The sequence below is a fragment of the Oerskovia merdavium genome, from assembly GCF_014836755.1.
Taxonomy (GTDB): domain Bacteria; phylum Actinomycetota; class Actinomycetes; order Actinomycetales; family Cellulomonadaceae; genus Oerskovia; species Oerskovia merdavium.
The window spans coordinates 49,450-67,984 of the sequence record NZ_JACSQF010000022.1; the positions used below are offsets into that span (position 1 = coordinate 49,450).

Genomic DNA, 18,535 nt, shown 5'->3' on the forward strand with positions numbered 1-18,535 from the left:
GATGCCGCACGTCGTTGTCGTGGGCGGGGGGATCGGCGGCCTGGCCACGGCCGCGCTCCTCGCCCGCGGCGGCGCACGCGTGACCCTCCTCGAACGGCACGAGCGCGTCGGCGGGCGCGCCGGGACGCTCGACCTCGACGGGTTCCGGTTCGACACGGGCCCCTCCTGGTACTTCATGCCCGAGGTGTTCGAGCACTGGTTCGCGCTCCTGGGCGAGCGCGTCGAGGACCACCTGGACCTGGTGCCGCTCGACCCGTCGTACCGCGTCTTCTTCGAAGGGTCCCCGTCCTCCGAGCAGGCCGACGCCACCCGCGCACGGACCGTCCTCGACGTCACGCGCGACGCGGAGGCCAACTGGGCACGCTTCGACGCGCTCTCGCCGGGGGACGGGGAGCGCATGCGCGCGTACGCCGCGGAGTCGAGCGAGGCCTACCGGCTGGCGCTCGACCACTTCCTCTACACGACGTTCGAGCGCCCCGACCGCGCGGTCGACGGCTCGGTGCTGCGTCGCCTCCCGCGGCTCGCGGCTCTCCTGGGACGCTCGCTCGCGGACCGCGTCGAGCGACGCGTGCGCGACCCGCGGCTGCGCCAGGTCCTGGGCTACCACGCGGTCTTCCTCGGCTCGTCGCCGTACCGTGTGCCCGCGCTCTACTCGCTCATGAGCCATCTCGACCTCGTCGAGGGCGTCCGGTTCCCGCGCGGCGGCATGTACACGATCATCGAGGCCATGGAGAAGCTGGCCCGCTCGGAAGGCGTGACGATCCGCACGGGGAGCGACGTCGTCGGGATCGAGGTCGCCCCCGCCGGGCCCGACGCCGGAGCCTCGCCCCGGGCGCGGACCGGCAGGTCCCGGCGGCGCGCGCGAGGCGTCGCGACCGGGGTGCGGCTGAGGGACGGCGAGGTCGTCCCCGCGGACGTCGTGGTGTCCGGTGCGGACCTGCACCACACGCAGACGGCGCTGCTGCCCGACGCGTACGCCGACCTGCCCGCCGAGTCGTGGGAGGACCGGGGGCCCGGCATCTCGGCGCTGCTCGTGCTCGCGGGCGTGCGCGGCGAGCTGCCCGAGCTCGCGCACCACTCGTTGTTCTTCACCGAGGACTGGCGAGGCAACTTCGAGGACGTCCTGGGGCAGGGGGCCTCGAGCGACGTGCGCTCGCTCCGCGTCCCCGTCCCCGCCTCGCTCTACGTCTCGCGGACCTCGGCGACCGACGACGCGAGCCTCGACCACCCGGCGGCACCACCCGGCCACGAGAACCTCTTCGTCCTGGTGCCGTTCCCGGCGGACCCGGCCCTCGGAGCGTCCGCCGTGTCGCAGGCCGCGCTCGAGGAGCTCGCCGACGGGTATCTCGACCAGGTCGGCGCCTGGGCCGGGATCGACGACCTGAGTGGCCGGGTCGTGACGCGCACGGTGCTGGGACCCGCGCACTTCGCGACCGAGTTCTCGTCCTGGCGCGGGACGGCCCTGGGCATGGAGCACACGCTCGCGCAGAGCGCGATGTTCCGGCCGGCCGGTGCCTCACGAACGGTCTCCAACCTGTACTACGCGGGAGCCGGCACGGCTCCCGGCGTCGGGCTGCCCATGTGCCTCATCAGCGCCGAGCTCGTCGCCAAGCGGCTCCTCGGCGAGACCTCGTCCCGGCCGCTGCCGACGCCGCTGCGCCGTGGCTTCCTCGCGGCGAGCCGACGTCCGGACCGGTTGCGGGGCGGTGCCGCATGATCGGGTTCGCGTACCTCGGGGCGCTCGCGGTCTCGCTCGGCGGGCTCGCGGTGCTCGACCGCCGGTTCCGCCTCGCGTTCTGGGCCGACCCCGCCAGGACTGCGATCACGCTCGTGGTCGGTGTGCTGTTCTTCCTCGCGTGGGACGTCGCGGGCCTCGCGCTCGGGATCTTCGCGCGAGGCGACTCGCCCCACATGACGGGGCTCCAGCTCGCGCCCGAGCTGCCCGTCGAGGAAGCCGTGTTCCTGACGCTGCTCTGCTACAACACGCTGCTGGTGTGGCGGTTCCTCGACCTGCGGGTGCGTGGGCGGGGCCACCGGCGACCCGGGGCGACCGGGACGGCCGCCACGCCGCGGCCGACGGGCGCAGGGGCGGACGGCGCCGCCGAGCCCTCGGACGGCGCGACGACAGGGGGCCGAGCATGACCAACATCGTCCTCAACGTCGTCGTGCTCGTGCTCGTCGCGGCGGTCACCGGATGGACCCTGCGCCGGCACCGGGCCGGGCCGCTCCTGTGGACGGCTGCCGTCATGGTCGTCCTCACGCTCGTGTTCGACACGATCATGATCGCCGTGGGGCTCTACACCTACGCACCGGACAAGATCCTGGGCGTCTACCTCGTGGGTGCCCCGCTCGAGGACTTCGCCTATCCCTTGGCCGCGGTCCTGCTGCTGCCTGCGGTGTGGACCTGGGTCGGGGACGGTCGCCGTCAGCGGCACGCGGGAGGGCAGTCGTGACGCGGGTCGTCGTGGGCTCCGCGCCGGCGCCGGGACCGCTCGTGGCCCTGCGGGAGGTCGTCGCCGCCTCGCGCCCGTTCTCCTGGATCAACACGGCCTATCCGTTCGCCGCCGGGTACCTCGTGGCCACGGGCGGACGCATCGACGCCACGCTCGTCGTCGGGACGCTGTACTTCCTCGTCCCGTACAACCTGCTCATGTACGGCGTCAACGACGTGTTCGACTACGCCTCGGACCTGCGCAACCCGCGCAAGGGCGGGATCGAGGGAGCGCTGGCCGACCCCGCGACCGCGCGGCGCACCCACCGACGGATCCTGTGGGCGTGCGCCGTGGCGAACGTCCCGTTCCTCGCCTGGCTGCTGCTCCAGGGCGACGCGGCCGCGAACCTGACGCTCGCCGTCGTGGTCTTCCTCGTCGTGGCGTACTCCGCCCCCGTGCTGCGCTTCAAGGAGCGGCCCTTCCTCGACTCGCTCACCTCGGCCATGCACTTCGTGGGACCGCTCCTCTACGCGCTCGTGCTGGTCGGGGCCGACCTCGGCGCGCGGACCGTGTGGCCCGTGCTGGCGGCGTTCGTGCTGTGGGGTGCCGCGTCGCACGCGTTCGGCGCGGTGCAGGACGTGCAGGCCGACCGCGAGGGCGGGATCGGCTCGGTCGCGACCGTGATCGGGGCGCACCGGACCGTGGTGGTCGCGTCGGCCGCCTACCTGGTGGCCGCGGTGCTGCTGGCGTTCCTCCCGTGGCCGGGGTGGCTCGCGGCCCTGCTCCCGCTGCCCTACCTGGTCAACGTCGCATCCTTCTGGTCGGTGCGCGACGCGGACTGCGAACGTGCCAACGTGGGCTGGCGACGCTTCCTCTGGCTCAACCTCGTGACCGGGTTCCTCGTGACGATGCTGCTCATCGGGGTCACCTGGGGGTGAGCGCGGCGACGCCTCCCTGAGGACAGACACCGCCGAGGGCGGGCACCGGTGTCCGGTGCCCGCCCGCGGCGGTGCTGTGCTCTGAGGTGGTGCACCCGGTGCACTCCGTGCCCCGGGTGCCAGGGGTCAGTAGGTGACGCCGTACTCCCAGTGCCACGGCTCGGGCTTGGAGCCGCCCTGGCGTGCCCACTCGGGGTTCTCCCAGCCGTACGCCGGGGCGTTCGCACGCATCCAGTTGTACTGCGCGCTGCCGAAGCTGCTGATGCCGCCACCGAGGTCGAGCGCCTGGGCCATGCCGTGGTTCGACGTCCCCGGGGCCGCCGCGAGGAAGCCCTTCTGGGCCTTCACGGCGACCTGGGAGGCATACGAGCGGTACGACGAGGTCACCGTGATGTTCGTGCCGAACGCTGCGACATAGGCCTTGTTGAGCTGCTCGAGCTGGTACGCGGCGTCGCAGCGCACGAGCTCGCCGGGAGCGAAGCTCGGTGCGCACAGGAGGTTCGCCGGGATGGTCCCGTTGGCGTACCCGGCGGTGCTGGCAGCCCAGGCGGCGAGCTGCTGTGCCATGGCCGCACGCTCGGCGGCCTGCTGCTGCTCCAGGGCTGCACGCTCGGCGGCCTGCTGGGCGGCGATCTCCCCGGCCGTCGGGGGAGCGGGCTCGACCGCGACGGCGACCGCGGTCGCGTCGAGCAGCCCGCGCAGGGCCGTCGTCGCGGCGTCGATCTCGGCGACCGAGGGGACGACCTGGGCGGTCGTCGGCGCGTCTGCGGCCTCCGCAGGGGCCTCGACGGGCGTCTCGGGGGACTCCTCGGCAGCCGGGGTGGCTGCCGTCTCGCCGGCTGCGGCGTCCGCGAGGGCGGCCTCCGACGGGGTCTCGTCGGTGGCGGCCGCGGTGGTGTCGGCGGTCGTGAGGGCCTCGCGACCCTCGGCACCCGCGCGGCTCGCGCGGAACGTGTCGCGACCGTCGAGCGTGTCGTCGGCGCCGGCCGCGTCGAGCGTGGTGCTCGTGGCCGCGTCCACCGACGACGCCTGCTCGGCCTCGGTGGTCGACGCCTGGCCGGCGTCCGTGGTCGTCACGGAGCTCACCAGCTGACGGAGCTGGTCGCGGGTCGTGGTGATCTGCGCGAGCTGGTCGGGCGTGAGGGTCGACGCGCCTTCGCCCGCGAGGAACTCGGCGCGGACGAGCTCGGTGCTCGCGGCGTCGAGCGCGGCCTGCTCCTCAGGGGTGGACGCGGTCGCACCCGCGACGCTCGCGACGGCCGGGGCCGAGGCGCTCGCGGTCGAGGCGGCCTCGGAGGTGCCCGACGACGTGACCAGGCTGGCCGCGCCGGCGGTCGTGCTGATGGCGACCGCTGCGAGGGCAGCGGCGACCGCGAACGGCGAGCGTCGCTTGAACGAGCGGCCGGGCAGGGAGGCGGCGAAGTGCCGCTGGGAGTGCTTGCCCATCAGCGGTCACCTCCCGCGTCGGCGGCGGGTCGGTCGGCGGCGTCGAGGAGGTGCGTGGTGAGGTGGTCGGTGTTCCGGGTCGAGCGGCGCGCGAGGGGCGCGGCAGAGCTGAATGATGCAGTTGTCACGATGTTCCGGGGTTCCGTTCGTCGGGCCGAGGCCGGACCGCGTGCGCACTGCGGCTGTCGAGCGGGTGCTCGACGCCGTACCGTGCCGTCGCGGTGACGGGGATCGTTCTGGGCCTCAGCAGCCTGGGGCGCGGCGCGTCCGGATGACGTGGGAGCCGCGGTGCGTCGGCAGATGGGATGCGAGGACGGTCCTCGGTGCCTGCCAACTCGTTCCATCTTCAACTACGTTTGTGACCGGCCTGGCGTCGATGAGCAAGGATCCGCTGGTGATGGTGTGCCGGGGCTGGGCCTATTCGGTGAAGAAGGTACGACCGACGCGTCTCGCGTCGCGAGTCAGCGCCGTTCCCACGAGCATGCCCAGCGCGATCGCGAAGACGGCGACGACCGCGTTGGCGATGTCGGACACCGACCCCGTGTCTCCTGCCACGAGCTCGGACAGCCCCAGGAAGCTCAGCGCACCGGGGACGAGGAGCCAGAACGCCGGGAGGGTCGTGACGATCGCGGGCGGGCCCGTGCGGGTGCGCTCGACGAGCGTCGCGAGCGGCACGATCACGAGCGCCCCGAAGAAGCCGGAGATCTCGGGGGCGACGAAGGACCCGCCCAGCTGTGCCGCGTAGGCCGCGAACAGGACCACGAGCACCCAGGGCAGGCTCCGGCGCGGCGTCGAGGAGAAGAGCATCTGCCCGAGGCCCACCATGACGATCCCCACCCACGGGGCCCACCAGCCCAGCCGCTCACCGCTGTGCCCGGCGATCAGGTCCCCCGCGACCGCCGCACCCGCGACGACGCCGAAGACCAGCAGGAGGAGCTGCGCGATCCCGTACAGGAGCCTGCTCGCTCCCGAGACGATCTGGTTGCTGGTCAGCTCGATCGCGGCGACCGTGAGCACGGAGCCGGGCAGAAAGCTGATGAGCGGCGGGACGAGGACCTGCAGGGGGCTGTCCCCGAGCCACGGCTGGATCACCTGGATCGCGACGACCGTCACGAGGAACGCCGCGACGACCGGCAGGGCCGTGCTGAGCGTGGGCCAGCGTGCAGCGAGCCAGCGCAGGATCCCGACGCCGAGCCCCAGCACCAGGAAGACGGGCAGCAGGTCGAGGGTCGGGTTGAGGATGAGCCCGAACCCCAGCGTCAGGATCGCGTGCCCGACGATCGTGAGCACGGCGCCGAAGCGCGGAGGTCGTCGCCGGATCGCGCGCAGCTCGGCGCGGGCGTCGGCGAGCTCGATCGTCTGGGCGCGCAGCCTGCGGATCACGCCGTAGAGGGCGCCGATCTGGTCGAGGTTCAGGCCGCTCCCCGCGGCGTCGGTGAAGTCGGTGACGACTCCCGAGGCGGTCTGCGCCCGGATGAACACGCACGTCGGCAGCACCAGGGTCTGCACGGTGTGCGCGCCGTGCAGGTCGGCGACCTGCTCCAGGACGTCCTGCGCGTCGTTGACCGACTGCCCTGAGTCGAGCATGGCCCGCCCGAGCTCGCGCAGGAGCGGGACGAGGTCGGGCGAGATCTCGGGGACGTCCGACTGCTCCTCGGGCGGGCTCTGGTTGCCGAGCGCCTGGAGCACCCGCCGGAAGGTCGCCGGCGCCCGTCGCAGACCGGCGAGCAGGGGTGGCCTCCGGTGCGGAGCCGGGGGCTTCGCGGCACCGGGCTCCGCGGGAGGACCTGGAGCGGGGCTCGGAACTGCGGTCGGTGCGCTCTCCTCCGTCCCGGGCGGCAGGGGCTCGACCGACGACCCGTCGTCCGCCTCCACGGGTGGGGACGTCCCGGTGGTCAGGTCGCCACCTCGCGTCCGGCATCAGGGCCCGACGACGCCATCACGAGGTGCAGGAGCGCCTCGCCGTAGGCGTCGGCCGGGTCGTGCCCGCGGAACGCGACCTTGCGCCCGGCGAGCTCGATCTCGACGAGGTAGGCGGGGGCGTCGTCGTCCTCGACGAAACGCTGGAGCCAGCGGAAGGTCCCGCCGAGCAGCGAGCGGAGCTGGGACTCGAGGGGGTGCCACAGGGCGTCCTCGAGGGCCACGGAGTCGAGCGCCCACTCGGTGGTGCCGTTGAACCCGAGGACGACCCCGGTGTCGAACTCGTGGGGCTCGATCGTCATGTCGCTCACGGTGAAGACGTCGCCCTCGGGCCCGACCCCGAGGAGCCGGAAGCGGTCTCCCGAGGCAGGGTGCCAGCGGACCCCCGCCTCGCGGAGGGCCAGCGCCAGGTCCCAGGAGATCATCTAGCCAGTATGGGCGGGGCCGCGCGGACCGGCGCGTCGAGAGCGACGCACGTACACCGCGGGAGCGACCTACCGCAGGCCGGTCGCACGCTCGCGCGGGACAGTAGGGGGAGAACCTCCGCACCCGGTGGGGGTCGGCTCGGGGAGGCAGGCATGTCCGGGACGTTCGCGACCGTCGACGAGTACATCGGCTCGTTCCCGCCCGAGACCCAGGAGGTCCTGCAGGAGATGCGCCGGACGATCCATCGGGTCGTGCCCGACGCGGGCGAGAAGATCAGCTACCAGATCCCCGCCGTGACGGCGCAGGGGCGCGTCATCGTGTACTTCGCGGGGTGGAAGCACCACGTGAGCCTGTACCCCGTGCCCGACGGCGACGAGGACTTCGAGCGTCTGGTCGCCCCGTACCGGGCGTCCAAGGGGACGCTCAAGTTCCTGCTCAAGGAACCGGTGCCGTACGGCGTGATCGAGACGGTCTCGCGGCGCCTGCTCGACCAGCACGGCGCCTCGGCCTAGCCGGGACCGGGGAGCCCGTCCGGGGCACCCACCAGGTGTGCGTGCGTCCATCTGTCGGGACCGGCCGTCCCAGGACGGCCCGAGTTCACACCTCGGAAACTCGGGAGCCGTGTACTCGCCCTCATGACCGTTCCTTCCGCGGGCACGGCCGGGCAATCCCCGGACCGACCCGTCACCGTCTCCATCCACCGCCGCATCCACCCCGACCTCGTCCCGGACGCGACCCGCTGGGTCCAGGCCGGCGTCAACATGGCCAACACCTATCCCGGGTTCCTCGGGTCCGGCTGGGTGCGCGCGGCGAAGGACTCGCACGACTGGCACATGCTCTACCGCTTCGCCGACGAGTCGACGCTCGACGCCTGGGACTCCTCGCCCGAGCGCGTCGCGTGGCTCCGGGAGGGGCAGGGCCTCGTCGAGGAGCAGCGCGTCGAGCGCCGGACGGGCATCGAGGGCTGGTTCGACGCCCCTGCCCGCGTCGACGAGCCGCAGATCAGCGCCGAGCGTGCGCCGGCCCGGTGGAAGCAGTCGGTGAGCATCTGGCTCGGGTTCTTCCCCGTGAACCTCGCCTTCACGCTCCTCATGTCCTGGGCCGTCCCGAGCTTCGGCGAGCTGCCCGTGCTCCCCAGGGTGCTCGTGACGACGCTCGTGCTGACCCCGATCATGACGTACGCCGTGCTGCCGTGGGTGACCCGCCGTCTGGCACCGTGGCTGGCGCGCTGAGACGCGTCCGCGGGCCCCGGACCTGCGCGCGCACAGCGCCTGTCCAGGCGCCGCGCAGCCCGCGCGCCTAGCGTGGACGGATGGACGAGGAGATCGAGAACGCGACGGACGTCGCCCTGACCCTGGCCGCCGTCGCGGGAGCGCTCGTGGCGGCGTTCGTGCTGGGCACGATCATCTCCGCGGTGGTGAACCGGATCGGGAGGCGCAGCCAGCTCGCCCGCGACATCTCGAGGCGGCTGCGCCGGCCGGACCGGGCGGTCCTCATGGTCGTGGCCGTGTGGATCGCGGTGCGAGTCACGACGCCCCCGACCGTCGAGTGGCGGGCCGCGGTCGAGCACCTGCTCCTGGTCCTGCTCATCGCGGCCGGCGCGTGGTGGGTGGGCGCGCTCGCGTTCGTGCTCGAGGACAGCGCGCTCAAGCGGTTCCGGGTCGACGTGGTCGACAACCGGCACGCGCGCCGCATCCGCACCCAGATCATCGTGGTGCGGAGGCTGACGGTCGCGGTCATCGTCATCTGCGCGATCGCCGCGGTGCTCCTGACCTTCCCGGCGGCCCGTGCCGCCGGGGCGAGCATCCTGGCGTCGGCCGGCGTCATCTCGATCGTCGCGGGCCTCGCGGCGCAGACCTCGCTCGCGAACGTGTTCGCGGGCATGCAGATCGCGTTCACGGACGGGATCCGGGTCGACGACGTCGTGGTCCTCGAGGGTGAGTGGGGCCGGATCGAGGAGATCACCATGACGTACGTCGTGGTGCACCTGTGGGACGACCGGCGCCTCATCATGCCGTGCACCTACTTCACCACGACCCCGTTCCAGAACTGGACGCGTCGGGCCGCGGACCTGCTCGGCACGGTCGAGCTCGACCTCGACTTCCGGGTCCCGTTCGGCGCCATGCGCGCCGAGCTCAAGCGGCTCCTCGCGCACACCGACCTGTGGGACCAGCGCGTCGGCATCCTCCAGGTGACCGACGCGATCAACGGCGTGGTGCGGGTCCGAGCGCTCGTGAGCGCGCGCGACGCCCCGACCCTGTTCGACCTGCGGTGCTTCGTGCGGGAAGGGCTCGTCGAGTGGCTCCAGCGGTCGAGCGCCGACTCGCTGCCCCGCACGCGCTTCGAGGGGGTCGAGGAGGGGCGCATCAGCGAGGACCCGGACGTCGCGCCCGGGGGCGCGGCCGCCCAGCCGGGGATCCCGAGCCCGGAGAAGCCCGAGCCCGCGGTGCACCTGCCTCCCGCGATCCCCGTGGGGCCGGGCATCCCGGGGCAGCCGCCGCTCTCCACCCGGCCCGCGACGCGGCGCGTTTCGGTGCACGACCAGTCACGGGTGATCGGGACGGTCGGCGCACCGCAGGACGTCGTCGAGACGCGCGTCATGTCTCCCGTCGAGGCCGAGCTCGCGGCCGCGCCGGGGGGTGCGGCCGACGCGGGCCCGGAGGACCAGCCCGGGGGCGCGTCCGAGTCGGCGTTCTTCAGCGGGACGGCCGAGGGGGTCGAGCGTTCCAAGGCGTTCGCGGGACCTGGGCAGGACGTGATCGACGAGCGCGAGGAGACGGCCGAGAGGCACCGCATCGAGGACGAGGGGGACGCCGAGGGCTCCGACACGCAGGAGGGCGGCACGAGGAGCGGGGACGACCCGGCGAACGACGGCGGGCCGGGCGAGGCAGGCCGCGACAGGGGCCTCGACCGGACGCGCGACCACGGCCGCGACCTGGGCCGCGGCGAGTCGCACGACGACGGCGGCCACGACGGCGACGCCTGAGGCAGGACCGGGGCGTGACGCACGCGACCCCGACCCGCCGCGACGCGGTGAGCATCGCTGACTAGGGTCTCGACGTGAGCATGTGGACCTGGCCCGCGTACGTGGGAGTGATCGGCGGCCTCGTCGTCTTCCTGTTGATCCTGCTGCCCGTCGTGGTGTGGCAGTACCGCCGGTACGGGCGGCTGAGCTGGTTGCGCCTGCTCGGGTCGGCCGCGGTCGCGGTCTACGGGGTCGCGCTCGTCGCGTACACGCTCCTGCCGCTGCCGTCGGGCGACCTGGCGCAGTGGTGCGCGCAGCACGGGTTCTCGGGTCCCCAGCTCAACCCCTTCCAGTTCGTCGACGACATCCGCAGGGACACCGCGGGCATGAGCACCGCGGCCCGCCTGCGCAGCCCGGCCGTGCTGCAGACGGTGTTCAACGTCGTCCTGTTCATCCCGTGGGGCGTGCTGGTGCGCCGGTTCTTCGGGTGGAGGCTTCCGCTCACGGTGCTCTCGGCGTTCGCCGCGTCGCTGTTCATCGAGACCACGCAGGGCACGGGCATCTACGGCCTCATCCCGTGCTCGTACCGGCTGGCCGACGTCGACGACCTCCTGACCAACACGCTCGGCGGGCTGGTCGGTGCGCTGATCGCCCCGGTCGTCCTGCGCTGGATGCCGCGGTCGACCGACCTCGCGGCGCAGCGTGGGGTCCCGCGTCCGGTCACGGTGTGGCGGCGCTGGCTGGGCATGCTGCTCGACGCGGTGCTGGTCTCGGTCGTCGGGACCGTGCTGGTGCTGTCCTACCGGATCGTGCTCGTGGTGACGGGCCAGGAGATCCCGCTGGGGTCGGACGGGATCGACGTCGTGCTCGGCACCGTGGTGCCCGTGGTGCTGGTCCTGTTCGTGCCCCCGTTCCTGGGCAGCGGGGCGTCGTGGGGGCAACGGGCGATGTGGCTCGAGCCGCGCTGGACGGCCGACGCCGCGGCGGGGGCGGTCGGACCCGACGGGCTGGGCCGTGGGACCACGGTCCGCCGTGCGGTGCGCGGCTTCGCGTCGGGCGGGCTGTGGGGAGCGTGCCTGGTCCTGGCGGAGGTCCCGGGCGGTGGTCTCGTGCCCGACGTCGCAGCGCCCCTGGGAGGTCTCGTCGCCTTCGTGGCGGTCGTCTCGGTCCTGTTCACCCGCGACCGGCGGGGGCTGTCGGGCGTCGTGTCGGGGGCCAGGATGGTCGACGCACGGGGCTGACGCCCGCCGCGCATGCCGAGAAGTGAGTAGATGCCCCCAGATCAGGTGATCCAGGGGCATCTACTCACTTCTCGGCAGGAGCCCGGAGTGCGGAGCCCTGCTGCTGAGCGGCAGCTCGTCAGCGTCCCGCGAGCCACCCGCGCAGCCGGTCGGGGCGGTCGGTGATGACCGCGTCGACGCCGATCTCGAGGGCCAGCGCCCACTGCTCGGGCTCGTTCAGGGTCCAGACCATGACCTCGAGCCCGGCGTCGTGCAGCTCGGCGACGAGCCCGGGCTGCGCGAGCAGCACCGTCCCCGCAGGGTTGCAGGTCATGACCCCCAGCTCTGCGCAGACCGCGAGGAGGTCCTCGGAGGTCTCCGCGACGAGCAGCCCGCGGCGCAGGTCAGGGGCGACCTTCTGCAGCGAGGCGACGGTCGAGGGCCAGAAGCTCTGCCCGATCACGCGGTCGGTGAGCCCGGCGCGCAGGACGGGCTCGGTGACCTTGCGGACGTCGTCGGGCCCCCAGTCGCCCTTGACCTCCAGGAGGAGGTCGATGCCCGGGTGCGTCACGAGGAAGTCCACGACCTCCGCGAAGGTCGGGACCCGCTGCCCCGCGTACGCCGGGGCGAACCACGAGCCCGCGTCGACCGCCCGGACGTCCGCGAGCGGCAGCGCGTCGAGGCGCCCGCTGCCGTCGGTCGTGGCGTCGAGGGTGTCGTCGTGGATCACGACGACCTCGCCGTCGGCGGTGAGCTGGACGTCGAGCTCGATGCTGTCGGCTCCCGCACGCCACGCGGCCTCGAACGCCGCGAGCGTGTTCTGCGGGGCGACCGACGAGTTGCCCCGGTGCGCGACGACCTGGAACGGGCCCGTCACAGGTAGGGCTCCACGTTCTCCTGGTAGGCCTTCTCGAGGCGCGGCGTGATCGACGCGAACGCCTCGGCCGCGGGCGTGCCCTTGAGCACGATCTGCTCGATCCCGTCCGTGAGGATCTGGTCGCCCGAGGGTACGAAGACCCGGACCCAGTCCTGCGAGCGCGACTTCTCGGCGAGCTGGTCGACGGCCGTGCGGAACTGCGGCGTGGCCGCGTAGATGCTGCTCATGGTCTCTCCCTCGACCGCGGACGTGCGCACCGGCATGTACCCGGTGTTCTGGGAGAAGTATGCGGTGTTCTCCGGGTCGGTGAGGAAGGCCAGGAACATCGCGGCGGCGAGCTGCTGCTCGGGCGAGCGCGAGGCCGGGATGGCGAGGCCGGTGCCTCCCGTGGGGGTCCCGGAGCCGCTGGGGCCGTCGGGCAGGTAAGCAGTGCCGAGCTCGAACGGCGCGGCCTCGAGCAGGCCCGTGAGGCTGCCCGTGGACCCGATCGTCGACGCGAAGATGCCTGCGGCGAAGTCCGCCCCGGCGTCGGTGCCGACGCCCGCGACCTTGGACCCGTGGAACAGGTCGTGCAGGAAGTCGCCCGCGGCCAGGGCCTGCGGGGTGTCGAGCGTGACCGTGAACTTGTCGCTGTACTGGCCGCCCTGGCCCCACAGCATGTTCTCGAACCACCACGCGGCCCAGGACGTGCCGGTCGCGAGGCCCAGGGGGGCGCCGTCGCCGGGGACCTGCCCGCGCAGTGCGGGGGCCCACTCGGCGAGCTCGGCCCAGGTCTCGGGGCCGCGGTCGGGCAGGCCGGCGGCGGCCCACATGGCCTTGTTGTAGTAGAAGAGCGGCGTGGAGCGCGCGTACGGCACGGCCCAGTGCGAGGACTCGTACTCGTAGTCGCCGTACAGCGTCGGGTTGTAGTCGGCGACGTCGACGTCGAGGTGCGCGAACACGTCGTCGAGCGGCATGACCTGGCCGTTGAGGTAGTAGCGGAACCACCAGACGTCGCTCGCGATGACGAGGTCGGGCAGGTTGTTCGACGACGACGCGGCCTGGAAGCGCTGCGCGACCTCGTCGTACCCGGCTCCTGCGGTCACGAGCTTGACCGCGATGTCGGGGTGCTTGGCGTTGAACCGGCGGATGAGCTCCTCCTCGATCGCCTTGGAGGCGCCGGGGTGGTTGCTCCACCAGGTGATCTGCGAGGCGGGCTTGATCTTGGACCAGTCGGTGCCCGCGGAGGCGGACGGGGCGGACGTGCCGCCGCCGACGGTCGGTCCCGCGCACGCGGCGAGGGAGAGGGCGAGGGCTCCGAGGCCGCCGAGGCGCAGCACGTCGCGACGCGACGGGGTCCACAGGGCGGGCAGGGGCTGGTTCACGGTGATGCTCCTTGGGGTGGGGAACAGCGACCCGGCAGGCGCCGGGGGGACGGGGTGGACCGGCGTGTCAGCCGGTCACGGCTCCGGCGGTGAGCCCGGCGACGAGCCGGCGCTGGAGGAAGAGGAAGACGACGAGGATCGGGAGCGTCACGAGCACGGTCGCGGCCATGAGGACGCCCCAGTTGTTCATGCCGTCGACGCTCTGCAGGAGCGTGAGGCCCACGGGGAGCGTCATCTTCTCGGCGTCGTCGGTCACGAGGAACGGCCACAGGTAGTCGTTCCACTCCGCGACCACGGACACGAGCGCGACCGCCGCGATCGTGGGGTAGGACAGCGGCACGACGAACCGCCACAGCTTGCGCCAGTGGCCTGCGCCGTCGAGCTCGGCGGCCTCGAGGATCGAGATCGGCAGCGACAGGAAGTGCTGACGGAACAGGAAGGTCCCGAACGCGCTCGCCAGGCCCGGCACGAGGATGCCCTGGTAGGTGTTGAGCCACCCGAGCTGGGCGACGAGCGTGTAGTTGGGGATGATCGTGATCTGCTGCGGGATGAGCAGCGTGAACAGGACGAGGACGAACACGGCCCGCTTGAACGGGAAGTCCAGGAACACGAGCGCGTAGGCGCAGCACAGGCCCAGCAGGAGCTTGAGCGTCGAGCCCACGACCGTCAGGCCCACGCTGTTGAGGAACAGCTGCCCGACGGGGATGCTCTGCGTCGTCTGGACGTAGTTGGCGAGGTCGAGGTTCTGCGGGAGCCACTGGAGCGGGATCGAGTACAGCTCGTCGGGGCGCTTGAAGCTCGCGAGCACCATCCACACGAGCGGCAGCGCCATGACGACGGTCGCGACCAGGAGGGTCGCGTACGCGCCCAGGTGCAGGGGCCGACGACGGCGCGTGCGCTGCGTCGGTCGGCCGCCGGTCGGGCGGTGCCCGGCACCGCTGGGGGCCGGTGGTGCGTCCACGGGTGATCCGGGGTGCTGCGCGCTGGACGCGCCCGAGGCTGCGGTCGGGGTCTGGGGCGCTGCGGGGACCGGGGACTCTCGCACCGGGTTCTGGACGCTCATGCGTAGTGCACCTTCTTCTCGACGAAGCGCAGCTGGACGACCGTGACGACCAGCAGCAGGAGGAAGAGGATCGTGGCGACGGCCGACGCGTAGCCGGCTCGGCCGGTCACGAAGCCCTCCTCGTAGATCTGGTACATGAGGGTCGTGGTCGAGCCGAGCGGCCCGCCCTTCGTCATGGCCTGGATGATGTCGAACGACTGCAGCGAGCTGAGCAGCGTCGTGACCGTGAGGAAGAAGGTCGTGGGCGCCAGGAGGGGCAGCACGATCGAGCGGAACGTCCTGGCCGAGGACGCGCCGTCGAGGGCCGCGGCCTGCTTGAGCTCGAGCGGGACGGCCTGGAGGCCGGCCAGGTAGATGAGGGCGACGTACCCGACGTTCTTCCAGAGGTAGACGACGATGATCATGATCAGGGCCCACGGCGAGGTCGTGTACCAGTCGGGGGACTGCAGGCCGATCGCCCGGAGCCCGGCCGAGAGCAGGCCGTAGCGCGGGTCGAAGATGAACAGCCACAGCATGCCGACCGCGACGCCGGACAGGACGTACGGCGCGAACGCCACGGTCCGGGCGAACCCGCGACCCTTGAGGCGGCGGTTCAGGAGGAGGGCGAGCCCCAGGCCGAGGACGAGCGAGCCGCCCACGGTCGCGACCGTGAAGATGCCCGTCGTGGCCATGACGTCGGCCGTCGTCGGGTCCTGGAACCACTCGACGTAGTTGCCGAGGCCGACCGAGCGGGCCGTCGGGGAGCCCATGTTCCACTGCAGGGTCGAGTAGTAGAAGCTCTGCAGGAGCGGGCGGTACACGAACACGAGCAGCAGGGCCACGTTGGGCCCGGCGAGCAGCAGGAACGCGAGCCAGGTACGGACGGCCCGTGGGGTCGGGCGGGAGGGGCGGCGCCGCCCAGGGATCGTCGGACGGCGGTCCGGTGGTGCGGGGCGTGCGGGGGCTGACACGGAGGTCATGGGGTGGGGCTCCAGTCACGAGCGGGTGAACGCCCGTCACCCTAGGAGGGCGAAGTGTCCGAGAAGTGGCCTCAGCGGCTCCGTTCCCCGAACGTTCCCGAGGCGTTCACCGGCACCTCGACGAGGCGTCATCGGGAACCCGTGGTGGCTACCTGCGAGCTGCTCGGGGCGAGGCCCGCGCGGGGTGGCTCGCGGCTCGCGGCTGCGGCGAGGCTCGCGCGTGGCTGGACCGGGAACTCATGTCGGGGAGTGTTGGCTGGGCAGGAGTAGGTCCCGCTCGGCGAACGCGGATCCCGCTCAGCGAACCTGCTCGTCAGGCGACCTGTGCCAGCCCGAGGCCACAGGGCCGGCGCACCCCTGCGTCACGTGTCTCGCGATCAACGACCGCCGGCATCGCTGCCCGGAGTCTGCGGCGTCGACGACCGGTGGGCACGTCGCGCGCCCGCTCGGGCGACCACGAATGCCAGGAGAAGCAGGACGACCGCGGCGAGGAGCGTGGTGTGCACCGTCGCCATCCGCTCGTAGACATCTCGTGGGACGACCTCGTCGGTCCCCGTCATTCGAGCGAACTGGTCGACGACGTACCAGCGGTTCGCCCAGGCGATGAGCTGGGAGACGCCCACCGCACCGAGCAGCAGGGCCACGGCGCGCGACCAGCCGTCGGCGTCGCCGTCCCGTCGATCGTACTTCTCAGGACGCACCACGGTGTCCTCCCTCTCTGGTCACGGTGCTTCGTCACCCGTCGCTGGGGGCACCGCGGTCGGCAGGTTGGCGAGCAGGCCACGGAGCAGCTCCACCTCGACGAGCAGGGCTTGCCTGCCGCGCGGGGTGATCCGTGCCCAGGTGCGCGAGCGCCGCCCGTCGCTGGCCTTGCGGAGCTCGACGTAGCCGCTGGTCACGAGGACGTCGAGATGTCTGCCCAGGTTGCCGTCGGTGAGCCGGAGCGCGCGCTTGAGGTGGGTGAAGTCGGCATCACGTGTCTCGGCGAGGATCGCGAGGATCCCCAGCCTTGCTCGTTGGTGGACGGTCTCGTCGAGCTGGGAGAGCGGATGCGGATCGGGCGTGGTGCTCATGCCGGCACCACCTGTGCGAGACGTCGCTCCCGGACGAACGCAGCGATACCCAGGCCCAGGAGCCCGACGGTGCAGACGACCATCCCGCCCACGCCTCCACCCAGGAAGGCCGCATGGTTGTCGAGGGTGCCGAGCGAGACCAGCGGGCTGACAGCCATGACCACCAGACCGGGAACCCACAACCACGCAGAACGGGCCCGCCAGCCGAGCACTCCGAGCCCCACGCCCAGGAAGAACGCCGAGCCGACGAAGAAGACGGCAGCGAGCCCGAACGGTACGAAGAGCAACGCCAGCAACGCCAGGGCGAGGACGCCGTACCCGTCGTTGCCGCCCCCGACGCCGATGAGCTGCCGCTGGACCAGCATGACCGCCAGCAGCACACCGTAGGTGAGCGCCGGAACGAGGACCTGGTCGCCCATCCCGAACATGGCCGCCTCGAGGTACGTCAGATAGACCATGGCCAACCCGTTGACGAGGAGCGGCAACGACGTCGCGTGGCGCGCCGCCCGCTGCTGGGTGCGGATCGCGTCGACGTACTCCGATGCTGTCGCCATCGGTCGACTCTGTCAGACAGAGTAAGTCGGATCAAGACCCGCGCGCCCGTCGCACGCCACGGCTGCGGTGGACACCGGTGCTGCCGGCTCTCGTCGGAGGTCCAGGTGCAGACGGACGGTGTTCGGTGCCTGTGGGACGCTTGCGAGAACGTCGGCCCTGCCCGAGGGGTGCTGCTCCGCTGTGGGGCAGGGACGAGCACCGAGGAAGCCGGTAGGCACCAGCCCGACGACGAGGTGAGCCATGACGTACGCACCGCAGGACCTGCGGAACATCAGCGTGACCCCCGGCACGGGGTTCACGGTCGCGCTGTTCGTCCGTGACCGCCTCGCGCTCCCCGTGGCGAGCGACGTCCCGGCGCTCGCGCCCGGCGTCGAGGCCCGGGCTGTGCCCGACGACGAGGCCGCGGCGCTCGCGGCCGAGTGGCGCGCGTGGTGGGAGCGCCTGGCCGAAGCGCCCGCGGGCCGTGTCGTCCGACCAGCCTCGGAGCGGCTTGCCACGGTGTTCGACGCCGTCGTGGACGAGGCGCGGGCGTGGGAGGCCGGGAACGTGCGACCGAACCTCTTCCTCTCGGAGGACGACCTCGCCCCTGGCTTCGTCCCGTCACCGGTCGGCGACCCGGGCGTCCCCGTGGTCTACGACGTCGAGCTCCTGCCGGTGGACGGAGCGTGGCACCGGGACATCGGTCCGCACCGGCTGCTCGTCGGCACCCGGACGTGGGAAGACCCGGCGGCGATGGAGGCGATCCTGAGGTCCCGGATCGAGCGGCTGCAGGGCCAGGGGCTCTCGATCCCCCGCGCGGCACCACGCACCTGGCACCTGACGGTCGACGGGCAGGTGTTCACGGTCAGCGACCGGCCCCACGACCCCGGGAGCTACGACTTCCGCTGGGAGAACGGGCCGATCGAGGGATACGGGTTCTCTCTCGGCACCTCGACCCGGGAACCGTTGAGCGAGGACGTCCTGCGCCGGGAGATCCAGGGTTTCGTCGAGGGCTACGAGGTCTGAGCGGCCGCCCCGGGGCCGGAGCAGATGATCACCGGCCGCGCCGCTCGGACGTCCGAGACCTCCCCGTCGCCTCCACGGCGCACCTTGACCTCAACCCTGGTTGAGGACGTACCGTCGAAGCGTGCGGCTGCCGACCCCGGCCCGGTCCGCGCTCCCCCTCCTCGATCGGAAGGCGTTCTTTCCTGTGAGCAGCTCCCGTCCTTTGCGCGTCGCTGTCGTCGGCGCTGGTCCTGCTGGTATCTATGCGGCGGACATTCTGTCGAAGACGGATGTCGAGGTGAGTATCGATCTG

The 18,535-nt window shown here is 72.4% G+C and carries 20 protein-coding genes; 9 read left to right on the forward strand and 11 right to left on the reverse strand.

What is annotated here, in order from left to right; all coding sequences use genetic code 11:
- Position 1: 1 nt before the first annotated feature.
- Genes crtI through H9641_RS17370 form a run of 4 tightly spaced genes read left to right on the forward strand, consistent with a single transcriptional unit; the run spans position 2 to position 3,370 of the window.
- Positions 2-1,717, forward strand: a complete 1,716-nt coding sequence (gene crtI / locus H9641_RS17355; protein ID WP_191805692.1) for a phytoene desaturase family protein — start codon at positions 2-4, stop codon at positions 1,715-1,717.
- Entirely contained in the window at positions 1,714-2,142 is a 429-nt protein-coding gene (locus H9641_RS17360; RefSeq protein ID WP_191805673.1) for a lycopene cyclase domain-containing protein, read from the forward strand. The genes crtI and H9641_RS17360 overlap by 4 nt, the downstream gene beginning before the upstream one ends.
- Positions 2,139-2,453 carry a lycopene cyclase domain-containing protein gene (locus tag H9641_RS17365; protein ID WP_191805674.1) on the forward strand — a complete coding sequence of 105 codons (315 nt, stop codon included), beginning with the start codon at positions 2,139-2,141 and terminating at the stop codon, positions 2,451-2,453. The genes H9641_RS17360 and H9641_RS17365 overlap by 4 nt, the downstream gene beginning before the upstream one ends.
- Positions 2,450-3,370, forward strand: coding sequence for a prenyltransferase (locus H9641_RS17370; protein WP_318244664.1), 921 nt, complete (start codon positions 2,450-2,452; stop codon positions 3,368-3,370). Before H9641_RS17365 ends, H9641_RS17370 begins: the two co-directional genes overlap by 4 nt.
- A 126-nt stretch (positions 3,371-3,496) precedes the next feature.
- Here the strand turns inward: H9641_RS17370 and H9641_RS20345 are convergent, their stop codons facing one another.
- The 4 genes from H9641_RS20345 to H9641_RS17385 all read right to left on the reverse strand — a co-directional run bounded on the left by H9641_RS20345 (position 3,497) and on the right by H9641_RS17385 (position 7,161).
- Positions 3,497-4,816, reverse strand: coding sequence for a M15 family metallopeptidase (locus H9641_RS20345; protein WP_225220648.1), 1,320 nt, complete (start codon positions 4,814-4,816; stop codon positions 3,497-3,499).
- Positions 4,816-4,944 (reverse strand): hypothetical protein, encoded by a 129-nt coding sequence (locus H9641_RS20505; protein ID WP_263600614.1) that lies wholly within the window; start codon positions 4,942-4,944, stop codon positions 4,816-4,818. The genes H9641_RS20345 and H9641_RS20505 overlap by 1 nt, the downstream gene beginning before the upstream one ends.
- A 289-nt stretch (positions 4,945-5,233) precedes the next feature.
- A complete protein-coding gene (locus H9641_RS17380; RefSeq protein ID WP_191805675.1) occupies positions 5,234-6,505 on the reverse strand; it encodes a threonine/serine exporter family protein in 1,272 nt (423 codons plus the stop codon).
- Between the two features lie 206 nt (positions 6,506-6,711).
- Positions 6,712-7,161 (reverse strand): hypothetical protein, encoded by a 450-nt coding sequence (locus H9641_RS17385; protein ID WP_191805676.1) that lies wholly within the window; start codon positions 7,159-7,161, stop codon positions 6,712-6,714.
- A 153-nt stretch (positions 7,162-7,314) separates the two neighbouring features.
- On the opposite strand from H9641_RS17385, the gene H9641_RS17390 reads away from it, so the two are divergent.
- The 4 genes from H9641_RS17390 to H9641_RS17405 all read left to right on the forward strand — a co-directional run bounded on the left by H9641_RS17390 (position 7,315) and on the right by H9641_RS17405 (position 11,368).
- On the forward strand, positions 7,315-7,674 hold the full coding sequence (locus H9641_RS17390; protein WP_191805677.1) for an iron chaperone: 360 nt from the start codon (positions 7,315-7,317) through the stop codon (positions 7,672-7,674).
- Positions 7,675-7,797: 123 nt separating this feature from the next.
- Complete coding sequence (locus H9641_RS17395) at positions 7,798-8,394, forward strand: antibiotic biosynthesis monooxygenase (protein WP_191805678.1); 597 nt, start codon at positions 7,798-7,800, stop codon at positions 8,392-8,394.
- Between the two features lie 80 nt (positions 8,395-8,474).
- Positions 8,475-10,148: a mechanosensitive ion channel domain-containing protein gene (locus H9641_RS20815; RefSeq protein WP_191805679.1), complete on the forward strand. Its 1,674-nt coding sequence runs from the start codon at positions 8,475-8,477 to the stop codon at positions 10,146-10,148.
- An 80-nt stretch (positions 10,149-10,228) separates the two neighbouring features.
- Positions 10,229-11,368, forward strand: a complete 1,140-nt coding sequence (locus H9641_RS17405; protein WP_225220657.1) for a VanZ family protein — start codon at positions 10,229-10,231, stop codon at positions 11,366-11,368.
- Positions 11,369-11,486: 118 nt separating this feature from the next.
- On the opposite strand, the gene H9641_RS17410 is transcribed toward H9641_RS17405, so the two are convergent.
- The 7 genes from H9641_RS17410 to H9641_RS17440 all read right to left on the reverse strand — a co-directional run bounded on the left by H9641_RS17410 (position 11,487) and on the right by H9641_RS17440 (position 17,237).
- Positions 11,487-12,224, reverse strand: a complete 738-nt coding sequence (locus H9641_RS17410) for a glycerophosphodiester phosphodiesterase (RefSeq protein ID WP_191805681.1) — start codon at positions 12,222-12,224, stop codon at positions 11,487-11,489.
- Positions 12,221-13,588, reverse strand: coding sequence for an ABC transporter substrate-binding protein (locus H9641_RS17415; RefSeq protein WP_318244665.1), 1,368 nt, complete (start codon positions 13,586-13,588; stop codon positions 12,221-12,223). The genes H9641_RS17410 and H9641_RS17415 overlap by 4 nt, the downstream gene beginning before the upstream one ends.
- 67 nt (positions 13,589-13,655) lie before the next feature.
- Positions 13,656-14,651, reverse strand: coding sequence for a carbohydrate ABC transporter permease (locus tag H9641_RS17420; protein ID WP_191805682.1), 996 nt, complete (start codon positions 14,649-14,651; stop codon positions 13,656-13,658).
- Complete coding sequence (locus H9641_RS17425) at positions 14,648-15,610, reverse strand: carbohydrate ABC transporter permease (RefSeq protein ID WP_191805683.1); 963 nt, start codon at positions 15,608-15,610, stop codon at positions 14,648-14,650. Before H9641_RS17425 ends, H9641_RS17420 begins: the two co-directional genes overlap by 4 nt.
- A 377-nt stretch (positions 15,611-15,987) precedes the next feature.
- Positions 15,988-16,311 carry a hypothetical protein gene (locus H9641_RS17430; RefSeq protein WP_191805684.1) on the reverse strand — a complete coding sequence of 108 codons (324 nt, stop codon included), beginning with the start codon at positions 16,309-16,311 and terminating at the stop codon, positions 15,988-15,990.
- A 21-nt stretch (positions 16,312-16,332) separates the two neighbouring features.
- Positions 16,333-16,683, reverse strand: coding sequence for a transcriptional regulator (locus tag H9641_RS17435; RefSeq protein WP_191805685.1), 351 nt, complete (start codon positions 16,681-16,683; stop codon positions 16,333-16,335).
- Positions 16,680-17,237 carry a hypothetical protein gene (locus H9641_RS17440; RefSeq protein WP_191805686.1) on the reverse strand — a complete coding sequence of 186 codons (558 nt, stop codon included), beginning with the start codon at positions 17,235-17,237 and terminating at the stop codon, positions 16,680-16,682. The genes H9641_RS17435 and H9641_RS17440 overlap by 4 nt, the downstream gene beginning before the upstream one ends.
- Positions 17,238-17,478: 241 nt before the next feature.
- Between H9641_RS17440 and H9641_RS17445 the strand changes: the two genes are divergently transcribed.
- Complete coding sequence (locus tag H9641_RS17445; RefSeq protein WP_191805687.1) at positions 17,479-18,243, forward strand: hypothetical protein; 765 nt, start codon at positions 17,479-17,481, stop codon at positions 18,241-18,243.
- The last annotated feature ends 292 nt before the right edge of the window (positions 18,244-18,535 follow it).